Source organism: Methylobacterium sp. J-076 (assembly GCF_022829405.1).
GTDB lineage: Bacteria > Pseudomonadota > Alphaproteobacteria > Rhizobiales > Beijerinckiaceae > Methylobacterium.
Window position 1 is genome coordinate 21089 of sequence record NZ_JAKSXW010000141.1, and the last position, 16637, is coordinate 37725.

Consider the following 16637-nt stretch of genomic DNA (forward strand, 5'->3'; position numbering starts at 1 on the left):
TCGCCGGGCTTCGTGAAACGCGCGTCAACCCTCGTCCGGAATCGCCGGGGATGGTGAACGCCTCCTGCGACGGTCGCGGTTACTTTGTGGAAAGCATCTCTGACGGTCGCGGAAGTTGCGCAACACTCGTTTAAGGGCGGTCTGAGACCGTAGCCCAGTCGTTCGAAGTCGAACCGGAGGCGCCTCGGCTGCCTGACAAGCATCCTGCGCCGCGCGTGTGAGTCTTGACCATTAACAAAGTCCTGACCAGCCTGTTCGACGAGCGCCTCGCCGGTCTCGTTCACCGCTCGGCGAGCGAGGATGCCGGTATCCGGCATCGGCACGAGCGCTTCCTCGTCTCCCGCCTCGCCACGGGGCTGGTGACGATGGCGGCGCTGCCGCCCTACCTGCTGTGGCGGGGCGTGCCCTCCGCCATCGAGGCCGCCGCCTTCGCGAGCCTTCTCCTCCCGGTCATGGCCGCGGTGCTGCTGTCGCGCACCGGCTCCCTGTGGCTCGCCCACGCGGTGTCGTCGGCGGGGCTCACCGGCCTCGTCGTCTGCCTCGCCATGATGACGGGGGGCCCGGCCTCGCCCGCCGCCGTCTGGCTCGCGGTCATCCCCCTGGAGGCCCTGGTCTCCGGGTCATGGCGCGCCACCGTCGCGGCGACGGGGCTCGCCGCCCTCGGCATCGGGGCCGTCCTGCTCGGGGCGATGTGGCTCGGCACCGATCCGGTGATCGCCCTTCCGGTCAACATCGCCCTGCCGGTCTTCGCCCTCGCCGCCCTCGGCCACGTGGCGGCCCAGGCCCTGGAGCACCTGCGCAACGAGGGCGCGTGGCGGGAGCGGCTGCGGAGCAACGAGGCCCGGGACCGCCTGCTCCTCTCCGCCATCGACGATCTCGTGACCTGGCACGATTGCAATGGCCGGGTGATCGAAGCCTCGGCCTCGGCGATCAAGCTCGTCGGCAGCGAGGCGGCGAGCCTGCGCGGCCACGGCCTGCTGAAGCGCGTCCACGTCGCCGACCGGCCCGCTTTCCTGAGCGCGGTCAGCGACGTCGCCGCCACCGGCCGCCCCGCGACGCTGGCGGTGCGCCTGCATGTCGATCCGGCCGCCCACCGCGCCGACCGGTCGGAGCTGATCCACGCCGAGATGCGCGCGCACCGCATCGCCGGGGCGGGCGTGGCCGGTGAGATGACCGTCGTGGCCGTGACCCGCGACATGACCGAACACCATCGCTACGCCCAGGAACTGGAGGCCGCCCGCACCGCGGCGGAGATGGCCGACGCGGTGAAGGGGCGCTTCCTCGCCAACGTCACCCACGAGCTGCGCACGCCGCTCAACGCCATCATCGGCTTTTCCGAGGTGCTGTCGGGGGAGGGCGGCGTGACGCTCGGCGCCGAGCGGTCGCGGGAATACGCCAGCGTCATCCAGCATTCGGGCCGCCACCTCCTCGACGTAGTCAACACGCTGCTCGACATGAGCCGGATCCAGAGCGGCAACTTCGACTACAAGCCCGAGGCGATGGACGTCTCCGAGCTGGTGCGCTCCTGCTGCAACCTGATGAAGCTCAAGGCCGGCGAGGGCGAGGTCCAGCTGATCGCCAACCCGGTCGGCCCGATGGAGATCGTCGCCGATCCGCGCGCCTGCCGTCAGGTGCTGCTCAACCTCGTCTCCAACGCCCTGAAGTACACGGGCGTGGGCGGGACGGTGGCGGTGGGCCTGCAACGTCAGGTGGACGGGCTGGAGATCACCGTCGCAGATACCGGCATGGGCATCGCAGCCGAAGACCTGCCGCGGCTCGGCACGCCGTTCTTCCAGGCCGGGACCGGCGGCTACGCCCGGGCCCACGAGGGCACCGGCCTCGGCCTCTCCGTGGTCCAGGGCCTCGTCGGCCTGCATGGCGGCTCGATCCGCATCGAGAGCGCCCCCGGGCTCGGAACCGCCGTGACGGTGACGCTTCCTTATGCCGGCCGTGACCAGGATGCCCCCGGCGGTCCGGCGCCGATCTACACCGCGGTGCGCGGCGCGGCGAAAATTAAACCAAAGGTTGTGAGACTTCCCCTAGGCCTGTTCGATCCGGAGCCGGTCACCGGCGCCGTGGCGGCATCCGATCTCACCGCGTCCGCGCCGTTCCGCCGGGCCGGCTAAGGGAAGCAGTAGGAGGATCGATGGCAGGCTATCGCGAGATCACCGTCGCGGGCGACGGGCGCCCCCGGCGCCCGGCCCGGGAAGCGGGCAGGGCCGTGCCGAGCGTGCGGCAGGCCGGCTGGCGCGGTGTCGCGATGCAACTGCTGCGTTCCGGCCTCGCGGAGGGCAAGGTGCAGTGCCGGGAGCGCCCCGGCTCGGTCTTCGGGGCCGCCGTCGCCGTCGCCGCCGCGGGCTTCATCTGCGTCAACGCCCTCGATTCCCAGAAGGGACGCCACCCGGCGCCGATCCTGCCCAAGGTCGCCCCCAAGCTGGCGGCGAAGGCCCCGCCCGCGCCTGCCGCCGCCGCGCCCGCCCCGGTGCGGGATGTCGTCGCGAAGGAGCCCGCCCCCGCGCCGAAGCAGGCCGCCGGGGACACGATCGGCGAATTGATCCGCGCCGAGGACACCACCGCCTCGGTCAACCCGCGGGCGAAGCCGGCGCCGGCGAAGGCCGAGGCCAAGGCGGCGACCCCCGCCGCCCCGGCCGCGGACCAGGCGGTGATGCGCGCCCAGCGCGCCCTGGCGAAGCTCGGCTACGGCCCGGTCAAGACTGATGGCGCCATGGGCCCCGCCACCAAGGCGGCGATCGAGAAGTTCGAGCGCGACCGCAAGCTTCCCGTGACCGGCGAGGCCGCGGGCAAGACGCTGCGCGCCCTGGAAACCGGCGCGGCCAAGGGGTAGGGGGAGCCCCGGCCCATCCGGGAGTTCCACCGCCATGCCGCGCCTGCGCTCCGATTTCTGGGTCTCGGCGCATCTGCGCCGGCTCAACGATCTGTCCATCCCCGCGGTGCTTCGGCGGCGCGGGGCCGCGGAGGCGGGGGCGGTCTTCGTGAAGGTCGACCGCCTCGACGGCACCGCCGACCTCTACGGGCCGGCGCCCCAATCGCTGATGGCCGAGGCGGAGGACCTGGGCGAACGGCGCTTCAGCCCGATGCTGGCCGGCGTCATGCCCCTCGATGTCGAGGAGCGCCTCGGCCGGGAGATCCGCTTCGATTCGGACCTCTGGATCATCGAGATCGATGACCGCTCGGGGCGGCATTTCCTGGAGCTGGCGCCCGAGTGAACGGCCTCCCGGCGCCGGGGGCGCGGGGCGGGAACCGCGATCCCCGTGATGTCCGCGAGGCGGCTCCCGCCGCTTCTCATCGTTCGACCGGGAAGTCCGAGCCCTCTTCCGTCATTGCGAGCAGGGCGAAGCAATCCAGGGAAGCGGGACGCTTCAAGACGTAGCGCGTCCCTGGATTGCTTCGCTGCGCTCGCAATGACGGCGTCGGATCGCGACGGGCGATCCACTCTGCCGGACCATTCCAGCGAGATTTTCTTCGGATGCTCCGCCGCCGACAACCGGAGAGGGCGCCCCTGGCGCTATCCCCACAGCTCCGGCTCGGGGGGATAGACGGTGCTGCCCTCGTAGAGCAGGGGCGAGCTCCGGTCCTTGGCCAGGAGGAGCGGACCGTCGAGGTCGATATAGGCGGCGTGGCGGGTCAGCAGCGTCGCCGGCGCCATGCCGAGGGAGGTGCCGAGCATGCAGCCGACCATCACCGTCAGGCCCCGCGCCCGCGCTTCTTCCGCCAGCTTCACCGCCTCGGTGAGGCCCCCGGTCTTGTCGAGCTTGATGTTGATGGCGTCGTAGCGGCCGGCGAGGGCGTCCAGGCCGGCCCGGTCGTGCAGGCTCTCGTCGGCGCAGATCGGCACGGGGTGGGGGATCCCGGCCAGCAGGGCATCCGCGTCCGCGGGCAGCGGCTGCTCGATCAAGGCGACGCCGGCCGCGACGCAGGCGGCGAGGTTCGCCTCCAGGTTCTCCGGACGCCATGCCTCGTTGGCATCCACGATCAACCGCGCCCCCGGCGCTCCGGCCCGGACGGCGGCGATGCGCGCCGGATCGCCATCGCCGCCGAGCTTCACCTTGAGCAGGGGGCGGGCGGAGGCGGCGCGGGCGGCCTCGCCCATGCTCTCGGGCGTGCCGAGGCTGAGGGTATAGGCGGTCGTCGCCGGCTCGGGCGCGGGCAGGCCGAGGATCTCCCAGGCGCGGCGCCCGGCGGCCTTGGCGTCGAGATCGAGGAGGGCGCAGTCGAGGGCGTTGCGGGCGGCGCCCGCCGGCATCCGCGCCATCAGCTCCGCCCGGCCGATCCCCGCCGCGACCGCCCCGGCCTGTGCCTCGATGAGGGCCGACACGCTCTCGACGCTCTCGCCGTAGCGCGGATAGGGCACGCACTCGCCCCGGCCGGCATGGGCGCCGTCCTCGATCCGCGCGACGACGACGGCGATCTCCGTGCGGCTGCCGCGGGAGATGGTGAAGGCCCCCGCGATGGGGAACCGCTCGACGGCGAGGCTGAGGCGACGGGCCATGTCAGGCCTCCGGGAAGTCGGCGACGATCCGGTCCACCAGCCCCTCGACACCGAACCGCACCGGGTCGGTCGCCGGCAGGCCGTGCTCGGCGGCGAGGGCGTCGAGGAGCGTGCGGGCCTCGCCCTCGGCCAGGGCCTGGGTGTTCACGGCGATGCCCACCGCCCGGATGCCGGGGTTCGTCAGGCGGCCGAGCTGCACGGTCAGGTCGATGACCTCCGCGATCGTCGGCAGCGGGTGCGAGACACCGCGCATGGTGGTGCGGGTCGGCTCGTGGCAGACGACGAAGGCATCGGGCTGCGCCCCGTGCAGGAGCCCGAGGCTCACCCCCGCGAAGGACGGGTGGAAGAGGGAGCCCTGGCCCTCGATCAAATCCCAGTGGTGCGGCCCGGCGGCCGGGGAGATCGTCTCGACCGCGCCGGAGATGAAGTCGGCCACCACCGCGTCGATGGCCACGCCCCTGCCGCTGATGAACACCCCGGTCTGGCCGGTGGCGCGGAAATCCGCATCGAGGCCGCGGTCGCGCATGCCCTTCTCCAGGGCGAGCGTCGTGTACTTCTTGCCGACCGAGCAGTCGGTGCCGACGGTCAACAGGCGCCGGCCCGGGCGGCGGGTGCCCTTGCCGGTCGGGAAGGTCTCGCTGCTGTGGCGGACATCGTGGAGCTTGCTCCCCCGCTTCCCGGCCGCCTCGGCGATGGCCGGGACGGCGCCGAGGCGGACGTGCAGGCCGCTCGCCACGTCGAACCCCGCCTCGATGGCGGCGACGATCTCCTTCACCCAATGGTCCGGCAGGACGCCCCCCGCATTGACCACCCCGACGACCAGGGTCCGGCAGCCCTTGGCCAGGGCTTCGGGGAGCGTGAGGTCCGGGATGCCGAGGTCGGCTTGGCAGCCCGGGAGGCGCATCTGCCCGATGCACCATTCCGGGCGCCAGTCCTTGATGCCGTAGGCGGTCTTGGCCGCCAAGGCGTCGGGCACGTCACCGAGGAACATCAGATAGGGTGTGGCGATTTGCATCGGACGGACCTCTCGCTTCGGTCCGTCTATGGGCGATCGGGCCGCGGTCCCGCAAGGTAAGACCGCGGCCGTCCCACAGGGATGCTCCGGCGGGCCTCCGCCCTCAGAACACCGGCATCGCCCCGGCCACGGTGATGAGAGCCCCCGACGTGTAGCTGCTCTCCTCCGAGGCCAGCATCACGTAGGCGGAGGCGAGTTCGGCGGGCTGGCCGGGGCGGCCGAAGGGCACTTGGCTGCCGAACGACTTGACGGCATCCTCGCTCATCCCGGACGGGATGAACGGCGTCCAGATCGGCCCCGGCAGCACGCCGTTCACCCGGATCCCCTTCTCCGCGAGCAGCTGCGACAGGCTGAGCACCATGTTGCTGAGCGCACCCTTGGTGGCGCTGTAGGCCATCAGGTTCGGCATGGGATGCTTGGAGTTCACGGAGGAGGTGAAGATCACCGACGCGCCGGGCTTGAGGTGCGTCAGCGCCGCCTTCGTCACGTAGAACGAGCCGAACACGTTGGTGCGGAAGTGGGTCTCGAAGACCTCGTCCTCGATCTCCTCCAGGCTCTTGCCCGGCTGCTGGAACGCGCCGTTGTTCACGACGATGTCGAGCCGGCCGAAGGTCTCCGCGGTGCGGGAGACGATCTCCTTCGCGTAGCTCGCCTGCTTCAGGTCTCCCGGAAGCAGCAGGGCCCGGCGGCCCGCCTTCTCGATCCACTGGCTCACGGCCTCCGCGTCGGCCTGCTCCTCCGGGAGGTAGGAGATCGCCACGTCGGCGCCCTCGCGGGCATAGGCGATGGCCACCGCCCGGCCGATTCCCGAATCGCCGCCGGTGATCAGGGCGACCTTGCCGCTGAGCTTGCCCGACCCCTTGTAGCTCTCCTCGCCATGGTCCGGCTCGGGGCTCATCTTGCCGGTCTTGCCGGGGAAGCTCTGCGGCTGGCCCTCGAAGGGCGGACGGGGATACTTGTGGAGCGGATTGGTCACGGGCTTCTCCATGGGGCTGTGAGTCGCCCGCACAACCGGTCGTGGGAGGGGACGTTCCCCGTCCGGAGCGATCCGTGGCGATGGGACGCGAAGCCGAAGGACGGGGAAAAGCGATGGTCGCCGACCTGACGGGACGCCGCGTCGCCTGCTTCGGCGAGGGCATGCTGGAGCTGCGGACCCGGCCCGACGGGCTGCTCTCCCGGGCCTTTGGCGGGGACACCCTCAACACCGCAATCTACCTCGCCCGGCTCGGGGCGCGGGTGGATTACGTGACCGCCCTCGGCGACGACGATGTCAGCGGGGAGATGCTCCGCGCCTGGGAGGCCGAGGGGGTGGGGACCGGCGAAGTCCGCCGCCTGCCCGGCTGCCTGCCGGGGCTCTACATCATCGAGACCGACGCCGCGGGCGAGCGGCGCTTCCTGTATTGGCGCGACGCGGCCCCGGTGCGCCGCCTGTTCGATGCGGATCATGCCGAAGGCACCGCCGCGGCCCTCGCCGGGGCGGGGCTCGTCTACCTGTCGGGGATCAGCCTGTCGCTCTTTGCCGGCCCGGCGCGGGACCGGCTGTTCGCCGCCCTGGAACAGGCCCACGCCGGGGGCGCCCGCATCGCCTTCGACACCAACTTCCGGGCCCGCGGCTGGCCCGACCTCACGGCGGCGCGGGCCGCCTACGACCGGATGATCGGCTTGAGCGACGTGGTGCTCGCCGGCTGCGAGGATCTCGCCGCCATGACCGGCCGCGGTGCCCCGGAGGACGTGCTCGCGTGGCTCGATGGGGCCGGCGTCGGGGAGGCGGTGGTGAAGCTCGCCCGGCCGGGCTGCCTCGTCCGCGCCGCCGGGGCGCCGGTCGAGGTGCCGGTGCCGCGGCGCGTCACCCCCGTCGACACCACCGCCGCGGGGGACAGCTTCGCGGCGGGCTACCTCGCCGCCCGCCTCGCGGGCCGGGACCCGGTCTGCGCGGCCGGCGAAGGCCACCGCCTCGCCGGGGTGGTGATCGCCCATCCGGGGGCGATCATCCCGCGGGAGGCGATGCCGGTTTAGGAGCCCCCGAAACCCGCGCCGTCATCGCTTCGCGGCGCTCGCAATGACGGGGGCGGCTGGGATGGGGGAGGGGGACGCGCGGACGCCCGCGAGCCTTGGGTCCTACGGCGCCTTCAGGACCGCCCGGCAGGCGGCGGGGAGGGCGGCCATGGTCATCGGCGGCTTGGGCTTCGGGGCCACCTTCGGCGGCTTCGGGTGGAGCACGGCGTCGGAGAACCAGTAGCCGAGGTCGTCGCAGCCGTCGCCCGAGGGCGGTGGGTCCTGGGACTGGCAATCGCCCTGTCCGGCCGGGCAGCTCAGGCGGATATGGTAGTGATAGTTGTGCCCGTACATCGGGCGCACCTTCGACAGCCAGCGGCCGCCGCCGGACTCCCGGCACAGCGCCTTCTTGATCGCCGCGTTGACGAAGATCCGCTCCACCTCGGGCTGCTCCGCCGTGAGCTTGATCAGCTGGAGGTGGTTCGGCGTCCAGACGTCGGGGTCGATGTCGAGGCGGTCCTGGCGGACCATGTCCGTGGCGGAGGTCTCCTCCCGCTCGGCCCGGCTCATCCGGTGGTCCGGCATCGGCGTCAGCCACACGTCGGCGTCGATGCCGATCTGGTGGGAGGCGTGGCCGGTGATCATCGGCCCGCCCCGGGGCTGGGCCATGTCCCCCACCAGGAGGCCCGGCCAGCCGACCCGGGTCGCCTTCTCCGACAGGCGCTCCAGGAAATCGACCATCACCGGCAGCCCGTACATCCGGTTGCGGGAGGGGCGCATCACCTGCCAGTGCGCCCCGTCCATGGGCAGGGCCTCGCCCCCGGAGAAGCAGCCCTTGGCGTAGAAGCCGTAGATATGCGGAGATCCCGAACTCGGGTGGGTGACGCGGCCGAACAGCGCCTTGGCCGGAGTGGAGGGGGCGTCCGGGTTCGCCAGCGGCGGAAGCGGCTTCGGGTTCACGCTCCCCCTGTCCTGGGCACGCGCCGCCCCGGCGAGGGCGAGGGCGGCGAGGGTCGAGAGGCAGACGAGGCGCGGGAGCGTCATGCGGGCGTCGGTCCGGGGGAGGGCGGAGGCCGCAGGGTCGCGGGTCAGCGCGGCGATTTTCGGGCGGGGACCGCCCCCTTTGCCGCGAGGCGAAGGGGGGGAGGGGGGCTCAGCCCTTCGAGGGGCCGCACCAACCCGGCAGGTAGCCGGCATCGCCGGACTTCGCCAGCGCCATCGCCTTTTCGAGGGCGGCCGAGAAGTCGTCCTCGACGCGTTTCTCCTTGATGTTCCGCCGCAGGAAGTCGGCCCACAGGAACTCGCTGAACGGCGTGGTGTCCTTGGCGAAGCCGCCCGACCGGCGCAGCTCGCCCGCGAGGCTGCGGAACGGGTCGTCCTTCAGGTCGGCGATGCCCTTGGGGATGTCCTTGAAGGTCTGCCGCACGCCCTCGGCATCGTAGGGATGCACCCAGGACTTGTGATCGCAGACGGTCCAGAACGCGTCCTTGTCGAGGTGGTGCAGGTCGGCGACCACCGTCACCAGCACGTCCGTCACGCCTTCTTCGTGCAGGGCGCGGGACAGGTGGTGATGGTCGATGACGTAATGGCGCTTCTTCGGGCCGAGCAGGGTCGGGATCGTGTGCGCGCCGAGGAAGGCGCGCTTCTTCTCCTCGTCGTAATCCTTCCACCGCCGCCGCTTCTCGGCGACCTCCCGGTAGCCCACGGTCATCTGCGTCGGGCGCAACTCGGTGATCGGTACGGGGCTCAGGAGCGGTTCGCGGTTGGCCATGGGTCCTCGGCGGGTCTGCGTCTATTTCCCGCGGTCTACGTCACGCGACCGTCATGAACCACCCTGGCGGGGGCGTCGGCGGGGGAATGCGCATCACGATTTGCCGAGCCGTCCCCCGCGGGCCGCGTCGAGGACGTGCAGGCGGATCGCCGAGGAGAGGTTCTGGCCGCCGCGTCCGGCATCGATGATGCCGACCAGGGCCTGGACCGAGCGTCCCTCGCCCGCCGCAAGGTCCGTGAGGGCCTGCCAGAACGGGTCCTCCAGCGAGACGCTGGTGCGGTGGCCGGCGATCATCACCGAGCGCTTGACGATGCCTGTCATGGGGCGGGGCGCCGGGCTACTCCGCCGGCCCGTCTTCCGGGCCCTCGAGGCGATGGCCCTCGTGGCGGGATTCCTCCAGGGCCTTGCGCTTCTGCTGCAGGGTCTTGGCCTTCTTCGGACGGCCGAAGGCGATGCGGTTCGCCTCCGCCTGGGCGTCCGCCTCGGCGCGGGCGCGGTCCTTGCGGACCTGACGCAGGTTGACGATCTCGCCCATCGCTCGGCGTCCTCAAGCCTCGGACCGGCGCGGGGGCCCGCGCCGGTCCGTCGTTATGGCCTCACTCCGCGCTCGGCGCGAGCATCGTCTCGGGCCGGACCACGCGTTCGAACTCCTCTTCGGTCACGTAGCCGAGGCGCAGGGCCTCCTCCTTTAGGGTCGTGCCGTTCTTGTGGGCGGTCTTGGCGATCGTGGCGGCCTTGTCGTAGCCGATCGAGGGCGCCAGCGCCGTCACCAGCATGAGCGAGCGGCTCATCAGGTCGGCGATCTTGTCCTCGTTGGCCTTGATGCCGACGACGCAATTGTCGGTGAAGCTCACCGCCGCGTCGGCCAGCAGCCGCACGGATTGCAGCACCGCGTTGACGATCACCGGCTTGAACACGTTCAGCTCGAAGTTGCCCTGGCTGCCGGCGAAGCTGACGGTGGTGGCGTTGCCGATCACCTGGGCGCAGACCATCGTCAGGGCCTCGCACTGGGTCGGGTTCACCTTGCCCGGCATGATCGAGGAGCCCGGCTCGTTCTCCGGCAGCGACAGCTCGCCGAGGCCGGAGCGCGGGCCGGAGCCCAGCAGCCGGATGTCCTGGGCGATCTTGAACAGGCCGGCGGCGAGCGCCGCCAGGGCGCCCTGGGTGAAGACCAGGGCGTCGTGGGTGGCCAGCGCCTCGAACTTGTTCTGCGCCGAGGTGAAGGGCAGGCCGGTCAGCTCCGCGACCTTGGCGGCGAAGCGCTCGGCGAATTCGGGATGGGCGTTGAGGCCGGTGCCCACCGCCGTGCCGCCCTGCGCCAGGGCGAGCACGCCGGGCAGGGTCGCCGCGACACGGGACCCGCCGAGGGCCACCTGCGCGGCGTAGCCGGAGAATTCCTGGCCGAGGGACACGGGCGTCGCGTCCTGCAGGTGCGTGCGGCCGATCTTGACGATGCCCTCGAACGCCTTCGCCTTCGCATCGAGGGCGGTGTGCAGGTGCGTCAGCGCCGGCATCAGCCGGTCATGGATCTCCCGCGCCACGGCGATGTGCATCGCGGTGGGGAAGGTGTCGTTGGAGGACTGGCCGCGGTTGCAATGGTCGTTGGGGTGGATCGGGCTCTTGCCGCCCCGCTGGCCGCCGAGCGACTCGTTGGCGAGGCTGGCGATCACCTCGTTGGCATTCATGTTCGACTGGGTGCCCGACCCGGTCTGCCACACCACCAGGGGGAACTCGTCGTCGTGCTCGCCCGCCACCACGGTGGAGGCCGCCGCGGCCACCGCGTCGGCGAGCTTCGGCTCGAGAACGCCGAGATCCTTGTTCACCAGGGCCGCCGCCTGCTTCACGAGGCCCAGCGCGTGGACCAGCGGCGCCGGCATCCGCTCGGTGCCGATCTTGAAGTTCTGGATCGAGCGCTGGGTCTGCGCGCCCCAGTAGCGATGGGCCGGAACCTCGATCGGGCCGAAAGTGTCCGACTCGGTGCGGGTCGCGGTTTCGGTGGGCGACATCGTGGCCTCTACGTCTGGTGCGGTGCGGTGCCTACTTAACGGAGGCGCGAGGCAAGCGCGATGCCGCGAGGTCCGGGCCGACCGACATCCATGCCGCTCTGTCCACGGCAAAAACGGCCCCGGCACCGCACGTCACGAGCCTGGGAGCGACGAGCCTGACCATCGACCTTTCGGCCCCCACGGGGGATCTCGCACCCGCGAACCGGTTCCGGCCGGTGGTGCCGCCGCGTCTCACGCAGCCCCTCGGCCTGCTCGATTTTCTCCGCGCCGCCCGGCGCAACCCCATCACCACCTGGGCGGACGCGCATTTCCGCCTGCCGGTCGTGGCGGCCGACGGGGTGATGGGCCGCATCACCGTCGTGAGCGAACCCTCGCTCATCCGGCAGGTGCTGATCGACAACACCGACGCCTACCGCAAGGACGACCTCCAGCGCCGGGTGCTCGCCCCGGGCCTGGGCAACGGGCTCCTCAGCGCCGAGGGCGACGAATGGAAGCTCCAGCGGCGGACGCTGGCGCCGATCTTCTCGGCCCGCACCGTGCGCGGCTTCGAGGCGGCCATGAACGCCGCGGGCGCCCGCATCGCCAAGCGCCTCCGGCGGCGCAATGGCATGCGGGTCGACGTCGCCCTGGAGATGACCCGCGCCACCCTCGACGTGCTGGAGCGGACGATCTTCACCCAGGGGCTCCCCGGCGATCCGGACGCGCTGGGCCGGGCCATCACCCGCTTCCTGGAGGCGGTCGGCCCCATCGACCCCCTGGACGTGTTCGGCGTGCCCGACTTCGTGCCGCGGATCGGCCGGCTGCGAGCCCGTCCCGCGGGGCGGTACTTCGCCGAGGTCGTGGACGAACTGATCACCCGGCGCCGGGCGGTGATGGCGCAGGGCGAGGGTCCGCAGGACCTCCTGACCCTGCTGCTGGCCGCCCAGGACCCGGAGACCGGCAACGGGCTGTCCGACCTCGCGGTGCGGGCCAACATCGTCACCTTCATCGCCGCCGGCCACGAGACCACGGCCAACGCCCTGACCTGGGCGCTGTACTGCCTGTCGCAGGACGAGGCGGCGCAGGAGCGCCTGGAGGCGGAGGTGGATGCGGTGGACGGCGAGGATTTCACCCTCGACGCGCTGCCCTTCGCCCGGGCGGTGGTGGAGGAGGGGATGCGCCTGTTCCCGCCGGTGCCGTTCCTCAGCCGGCAGGCCCTGCGGGAGGACCGATTCGGGAGGATCAAGGTGCCGCGGGGCTCGCTGGTGCTGATCGCGCCCTGGGTGCTCCACCGGCACCACCTGCTCTGGGACGACCCGGAGGCCTTCGTGCCCGAGCGCTTCATGCCGGGGCAGCGGGAGCAGATCGCGCGCTTCACCTACCTGCCGTTCGGCGCGGGGCCACGGGTCTGCATCGGCCAGACCTTCTCGGTCCAGGAGGCGGCGATCCTGCTCGCCCACGTCGTCCGCGCCGCCCGCTTCCGCATGCCGGCCGACCACCCGCCGATGACGCCCCTGCACCGGGTGACCCTCCGGCCGGAGCACGGGCTGAAGATGGACGCGACGGTGCGGGGGTAGGCTGCAACGATCCCGTCATTGCGCGCAACGCGACGCAATCCAGGGCGGCGGGACGCCTCGGATCGTGGCGGATCCCTGGATTGCTCCGCATGGCTCGCAATGACGATCAGGGTGTCAGGGGCGCCTGAATCCGGCGACGATCGTCGCAGACGGATGGGCGAACCGCGCCTCAGCTCTTCTTGCGGAAGGCGTCCAGGCTGACGACCTCGGCGGTGCCCTCCTCGCCGTCCTTCTTGGCGGCGGGGCGGGAGGCCTTGTCGTCCGCCTTGCCGGACTGGGCGGCGGGGGCCGGCAGGACGGTGGGGGCGCTGCTGCTGTTCGAGCCGATGGTCGCGAGCCCCGTCCCGATCTTGGGCTTCACCTCGCCCGGCTCGGAGGCCGCGCCGCGAGGCCCGGCCTTGGCCGCGGGCACCTCAGGCTCGCCCGCCGCCTCCTGGCCCGCCTCGCCGAGGTCGAACTTCAGGCCGAACTGCACGGAGGGGTCGAAGAAGCCGGAGAGCGCGTCGAACGGCACCAGCAGCCGCTCCGGCACGCCGGAGAAGGACAGCCCGACCTCGAAGGCGTGCTCCGTCACCGACAGGTCCCAGAACTGATGCTGGAGGACGATCGTCATGTCCTGCGGATATTTCTCGCGCAGGGCCTGGGAGATGCGCACGCCCGGCGCCTCGGTCCGGAACGAGACGTAGAAATGGTGCTCGCCCATCAGCCCGCTATGCGCGGCGTCGGTGAGCACCTTGCGGACGACGCCCCGGAGGGCGTCCTGCACCAGAAGGTCGTAGCGGATCAGGTCGTCTGCCATTCTGCGTTCGCTTTGCCCGACCCGTCCGCCGCCTCGACCCGGTGCGATGGGCCGTGGAAATCCTGAGTGGAAGCTTCTGTTGCCAGGCGCTTCCGAACCCCGCCCGTGCGGGGCGACCCGCTGGGACCTCAATTCGCTGGGGCGAACCGCTTACGCGGCCACCGCCACCGGCGCAAAGTTGTCGTCAGCAACTCTTGCAAAGGCCCGATGAAGGCGGAACCCTGCCGAGCGAAAGCTCACCGGTCACGCCCTCGTCGGTCCTATCTCGCCCCCGCCGAAGCCCAGTCAATGCCCTACGGCCTTGCGGCCATCGGTCCTGGGCTTGGGTGGAGGCGCCGGGTACCGCCCCCGGGTCCGATCGGTTTATTCCGGAGAACGTTTATCGCCATAGCCGGCCTCGCGACCGGCGAAACGAATATAGAGGGGATCGGCCCGCTTTTGAAGTCCGATCACGCCGTATCCGTCAGCGAGGGGATGGGGGACCCGGCCGGCATGGCCGCTGGCGTGCCGTCGCATCCCCGGTCCAGGTTCCGCGCGGTCGCGGCGACCTGCCTCGCCCTGGCGGGAATGGTCTGGGTCGGCCTCGTCTGCCTCGGCACGGCGAGCCTGCTGGCGCTTCTGATCGTCCGGGTGGGTTTCGACCTCTCGTACGGGATCGATCCGTTCCTGCCCCCTTCGCGGCGGCCCTTCGTGGGCGTCGTCCAGCTGGCCCATCGCGCCTTCGCCGTCGATGTCCTGCGGCAAGTGCTGCTCGCCGCCATGGTGGTGGGATGGGCATGGTGGCGTGATCGCGCCGGCTGGTGGCGCCGCCTCGCCCTGGACCGGGAGCGACCGAACGGCCTCAAGCCCGTCCTCCTCCTCAGCATCCTGCTCTTCTGGCCGATCCTGCACATCGCCTGGGTCACCGGCACGTCGGAGGTGTTCGGGGCGGGCTTCGGGCGCAACATGCGCCTGTCGCCGTTCATGGACCGGACGGCGGTCGTCGCCTGGCTCGTGTATCTGAGCGTCCTCGCGCCCCTGGCGGAGGAGCTGCTGGTCCGGGGCGAGATGTTCCACCGGGCGAGCCGCGCCCTCGGGCCGGGGCGGGCCGTGGTCGCGACGGCGATCGTCTTCGCCGCCGCCCATGTCTCGTCCTTCGGCCTCGCCCGGCCGGTCTCGCTGCTGCCGCTCGCCTTCGCCCTGGGGTTCCTGCGCTGGCGCACGGGCCGGCTCTGGCCGGGCATCGCCCTGCACGGCTGGTCGAACCTCGCCCTCGTGGTCTACCTCCTGTGGCCGCGCTGACTTTGGGATCCGGGCCCCGTCGTCATTGCTTCGCTGCACCCGCGATGACGGAGAGTGCGCGAAGACGCATTGTGGACGACACCAAACATCCGGCCCCTGGCGGACTCCACCCTCGCGACGACATCCCCTAATCGTGCCGGATCGGTACGGCGTCCGAGACGAATCCGCACCGGTCGATTAACGAGCCTGCCGCCATCGTCTGCGGGCGGGAGTGCCCATGGACGCCTACCAGAACCTACTCCGGAAAATCCTCGACGAGGGCGTGGCCAAGGAGGACCGCACCGGCACCGGCACGCTGTCGGTCTTCGGCCACCAGATGCGGTTCGACCTCGGCCGGGGTTTTCCGCTGGTCACCACCAAGCGCCTGCACCTGAAGTCCATCGTCCACGAGTTGCTGTGGTTCCTCGCCGGGGACACCAACGTCGCGTATCTGCGCGAGCACGGCGTGACGATCTGGGACGAGTGGGCCGACGGGGCGGGCGACCTCGGGCCGGTCTACGGGCGGCAATGGCGCTCCTGGGAGAAGCCCGGCGGCGGCACCGTCGACCAGATCCGCTGGGTGCTGGACGAGATCGCCCGCAACCCCGATTCCCGCCGCCTCGTGGTTTCGGCCTGGAACCCGGCCGACCTCGACAGGATGGCGCTCGCCCCCTGCCACTGCCTGTTCCAGTTCTACGTGGCGGAGGGGCGGCTCTCCTGCCAGCTCTACCAGCGGTCGGCCGATGCCTTCCTCGGCGTGCCGTTCAACATCGCGAGCTACGCGCTGCTGACGCAGATGGTCGCGCAGGTGTCGGGCCTCGCCCCCGGCGACTTCGTGCACAGCTTCGGCGACGTCCACCTCTACCGGAACCACCTGGACCAGACCCGCACCCTGCTGCAGCGGGAGCCCCGCCCGCTGCCGCAGCTGCGCCTGAACCGGGCGGTGCGCGACCTTTTCGCCTTCCGGTTCGAGGACATCGCCGTGGAGGGCTACGCGCCACATCCGGCGATTTCGGCGCCGGTCGCGGTCTGATGGCGGACGGACCCATGATCGCCCTGGTCGTCGCCGTCGCCCGCAACGGCGTCATCGGCCGGGACAACGGCCTCGCATGGCACCTGTCTGGCGACCTGAAACGGTTCAAGGCGTTGACCCTGGGCACCACCCTGCTGATGGGGCGGCGGACCTGGGATTCCATCGGAAGGCCCCTGCCGGGCCGGCGATCCCTGGTCCTCACCCGCGATCCCGCCTTCCGGGCCGAGGGCGCGGAAACCGTCCACGATTGGGAGACCGCGATCCAGCTGTCGGGCGGGCGGCTCATGGTCGTCGGCGGCGCGGAGATCTACGCACTCGCCCTGCCGCATGCGGACCGGATCCACCTGACCGAGGTCGAGGCCGAGCCCGAGGGCGACGTGCGCTTCCCGGCCTTCGACCGCTCCCGCTACAGGGAAGTCCTTCGCCAGGAGCACCCCGCCGGACCCCGCGACGATTATCCTTACGCATTCGTCGACTTGGAACGGTTGCGCTGAGGCGGCCCGCCGCGGTTGCGCTGGGCGACTCACGTGCCCACCTCCCAGCCTTGACAGCGAGGGGGACGGACCCGCAGGTGCCGGGGAGGTCCGCTGGATGCTTTCGGTTCAGCGGCGGTCGCCGGGCGATCCCCAGGTGATCGGGTGGCACTCGGGATTGACCCGCCGGGTGCACCCGTTGGCAGGGGGCGTCCCGTT

General features: G+C 71.5%; 17 protein-coding genes and 1 other RNA gene. 8 read left to right on the forward strand and 10 right to left on the reverse strand.

Annotated elements, in window-relative coordinates:
• The first annotated feature begins 224 nt into the window (after positions 1-224).
• From MKK53_RS18860 to MKK53_RS18870, 3 genes are read left to right on the forward strand one after another with little or no spacing between them, the layout of a single operon-like run.
• The gene (locus MKK53_RS18860) at positions 225-2126 is read left to right on the forward strand and encodes a sensor histidine kinase (RefSeq protein ID WP_243930240.1); all 1902 of its coding nucleotides are present in this window, start codon (positions 225-227) and stop codon (positions 2124-2126) included.
• A 20-nt stretch (positions 2127-2146) separates the two neighbouring features.
• Positions 2147-2845, forward strand: a complete 699-nt coding sequence (locus MKK53_RS18865) for a peptidoglycan-binding domain-containing protein (protein ID WP_243930241.1) — start codon at positions 2147-2149, stop codon at positions 2843-2845.
• 34 nt (positions 2846-2879) lie between these two features.
• A complete protein-coding gene (locus MKK53_RS18870; RefSeq protein WP_243930242.1) occupies positions 2880-3227 on the forward strand; it encodes a DUF1491 family protein in 348 nt (115 codons plus the stop codon).
• 299 nt (positions 3228-3526) lie between these two features.
• On the opposite strand, the gene dgcA is transcribed toward MKK53_RS18870, so the two are convergent.
• The 3 genes from dgcA to MKK53_RS18885 all read right to left on the reverse strand — a co-directional run bounded on the left by dgcA (position 3527) and on the right by MKK53_RS18885 (position 6501).
• Entirely contained in the window at positions 3527-4510 is a 984-nt protein-coding gene (gene dgcA / locus MKK53_RS18875) for an N-acetyl-D-Glu racemase DgcA (protein ID WP_243930243.1), read from the reverse strand.
• 1 nt (position 4511) lies between these two features.
• Complete coding sequence (gene dgcN, locus MKK53_RS18880) at positions 4512-5525, reverse strand: N-acetyltransferase DgcN (RefSeq protein ID WP_243930244.1); 1014 nt, start codon at positions 5523-5525, stop codon at positions 4512-4514.
• Between the two features lie 103 nt (positions 5526-5628).
• Positions 5629-6501 carry an SDR family oxidoreductase gene (locus MKK53_RS18885; RefSeq protein ID WP_243930245.1) on the reverse strand — a complete coding sequence of 291 codons (873 nt, stop codon included), beginning with the start codon at positions 6499-6501 and terminating at the stop codon, positions 5629-5631.
• Between the two features lie 113 nt (positions 6502-6614).
• Here MKK53_RS18885 and MKK53_RS18890 point away from each other — a divergent pair, with 113 nt between their 5' ends.
• Entirely contained in the window at positions 6615-7541 is a 927-nt protein-coding gene (locus tag MKK53_RS18890) for a sugar kinase (protein ID WP_243930246.1), read from the forward strand.
• A gap of 102 nt (positions 7542-7643) precedes the next feature.
• On the opposite strand, the gene mepA is transcribed toward MKK53_RS18890, so the two are convergent.
• The 5 genes from mepA to fumC all read right to left on the reverse strand — a co-directional run bounded on the left by mepA (position 7644) and on the right by fumC (position 11297).
• A complete protein-coding gene (gene mepA / locus MKK53_RS18895; RefSeq protein ID WP_243930247.1) occupies positions 7644-8564 on the reverse strand; it encodes a penicillin-insensitive murein endopeptidase in 921 nt (306 codons plus the stop codon).
• 109 nt (positions 8565-8673) lie between these two features.
• On the reverse strand, positions 8674-9291 hold the full coding sequence (locus MKK53_RS18900; protein ID WP_243930248.1) for a ParB-like protein: 618 nt from the start codon (positions 9289-9291) through the stop codon (positions 8674-8676).
• A gap of 93 nt (positions 9292-9384) precedes the next feature.
• The gene (locus MKK53_RS18905; RefSeq protein ID WP_243930249.1) at positions 9385-9612 is read right to left on the reverse strand and encodes a ribbon-helix-helix domain-containing protein; all 228 of its coding nucleotides are present in this window, start codon (positions 9610-9612) and stop codon (positions 9385-9387) included.
• Between the two features lie 16 nt (positions 9613-9628).
• Positions 9629-9826, reverse strand: a complete 198-nt coding sequence (locus MKK53_RS18910) for a DUF4169 family protein (protein WP_243930250.1) — start codon at positions 9824-9826, stop codon at positions 9629-9631.
• A 61-nt stretch (positions 9827-9887) separates the two neighbouring features.
• Positions 9888-11297: a class II fumarate hydratase gene (gene fumC / locus MKK53_RS18915; protein ID WP_243930251.1), complete on the reverse strand. Its 1410-nt coding sequence runs from the start codon at positions 11295-11297 to the stop codon at positions 9888-9890.
• Between the two features lie 161 nt (positions 11298-11458).
• Between fumC and MKK53_RS18920 the strand changes: the two genes are divergently transcribed.
• Positions 11459-12853, forward strand: coding sequence for a cytochrome P450 (locus MKK53_RS18920; protein ID WP_243930332.1), 1395 nt, complete (start codon positions 11459-11461; stop codon positions 12851-12853).
• A 169-nt stretch (positions 12854-13022) separates the two neighbouring features.
• Here the strand turns inward: MKK53_RS18920 and MKK53_RS18925 are convergent, their stop codons facing one another.
• Entirely contained in the window at positions 13023-13652 is a 630-nt protein-coding gene (locus MKK53_RS18925) for an SspB family protein (RefSeq protein WP_243930252.1), read from the reverse strand.
• 65 nt (positions 13653-13717) lie between these two features.
• Positions 13718-14099: a transfer-messenger RNA gene (gene ssrA / locus MKK53_RS18930) on the reverse strand.
• A gap of 45 nt (positions 14100-14144) precedes the next feature.
• Between ssrA and MKK53_RS18935 the strand changes: the two genes are divergently transcribed.
• From MKK53_RS18935 to MKK53_RS18945, 3 genes are all read left to right on the forward strand, one after another.
• Positions 14145-14933, forward strand: a complete 789-nt coding sequence (locus MKK53_RS18935; protein WP_243930253.1) for a CPBP family intramembrane glutamic endopeptidase — start codon at positions 14145-14147, stop codon at positions 14931-14933.
• Positions 14934-15150: 217 nt separating this feature from the next.
• Positions 15151-15945, forward strand: coding sequence for a thymidylate synthase (locus MKK53_RS18940; RefSeq protein ID WP_243930255.1), 795 nt, complete (start codon positions 15151-15153; stop codon positions 15943-15945).
• A 14-nt stretch (positions 15946-15959) separates the two neighbouring features.
• On the forward strand, positions 15960-16439 hold the full coding sequence (locus MKK53_RS18945; protein ID WP_409564365.1) for a dihydrofolate reductase: 480 nt from the start codon (positions 15960-15962) through the stop codon (positions 16437-16439).
• The last annotated feature ends 198 nt before the right edge of the window (positions 16440-16637 follow it).

Coding starts and splice junctions, on each gene's coding strand:
- MKK53_RS18940 (WP_243930255.1), top strand. CDS start 15,151: ATGGACGCCTACCAGAACCTACTCCGGAAAATCCTCGACGAGGGCGTG.
- mepA (WP_243930247.1), bottom strand. CDS start 8,564: ATGACGCTCCCGCGCCTCGTCTGCCTCTCGACCCTCGCCGCCCTCGCC.
- dgcN (WP_243930244.1), bottom strand. CDS start 5,525: ATGCAAATCGCCACACCCTATCTGATGTTCCTCGGTGACGTGCCCGAC.
- MKK53_RS18870 (WP_243930242.1), top strand. CDS start 2,880: ATGCCGCGCCTGCGCTCCGATTTCTGGGTCTCGGCGCATCTGCGCCGG.
- fumC (WP_243930251.1), bottom strand. CDS start 11,297: ATGTCGCCCACCGAAACCGCGACCCGCACCGAGTCGGACACTTTCGGC.
- MKK53_RS18890 (WP_243930246.1), top strand. CDS start 6,615: ATGGTCGCCGACCTGACGGGACGCCGCGTCGCCTGCTTCGGCGAGGGC.
- MKK53_RS18945 (WP_409564365.1), top strand. CDS start 15,960: ATGATCGCCCTGGTCGTCGCCGTCGCCCGCAACGGCGTCATCGGCCGG.
- MKK53_RS18865 (WP_243930241.1), top strand. CDS start 2,147: ATGGCAGGCTATCGCGAGATCACCGTCGCGGGCGACGGGCGCCCCCGG.
- MKK53_RS18925 (WP_243930252.1), bottom strand. CDS start 13,652: ATGGCAGACGACCTGATCCGCTACGACCTTCTGGTGCAGGACGCCCTC.
- MKK53_RS18935 (WP_243930253.1), top strand. CDS start 14,145: ATGGCCGCTGGCGTGCCGTCGCATCCCCGGTCCAGGTTCCGCGCGGTC.
- MKK53_RS18900 (WP_243930248.1), bottom strand. CDS start 9,291: ATGGCCAACCGCGAACCGCTCCTGAGCCCCGTACCGATCACCGAGTTG.
- MKK53_RS18905 (WP_243930249.1), bottom strand. CDS start 9,612: ATGACAGGCATCGTCAAGCGCTCGGTGATGATCGCCGGCCACCGCACC.
- dgcA (WP_243930243.1), bottom strand. CDS start 4,510: ATGGCCCGTCGCCTCAGCCTCGCCGTCGAGCGGTTCCCCATCGCGGGG.
- MKK53_RS18910 (WP_243930250.1), bottom strand. CDS start 9,826: ATGGGCGAGATCGTCAACCTGCGTCAGGTCCGCAAGGACCGCGCCCGC.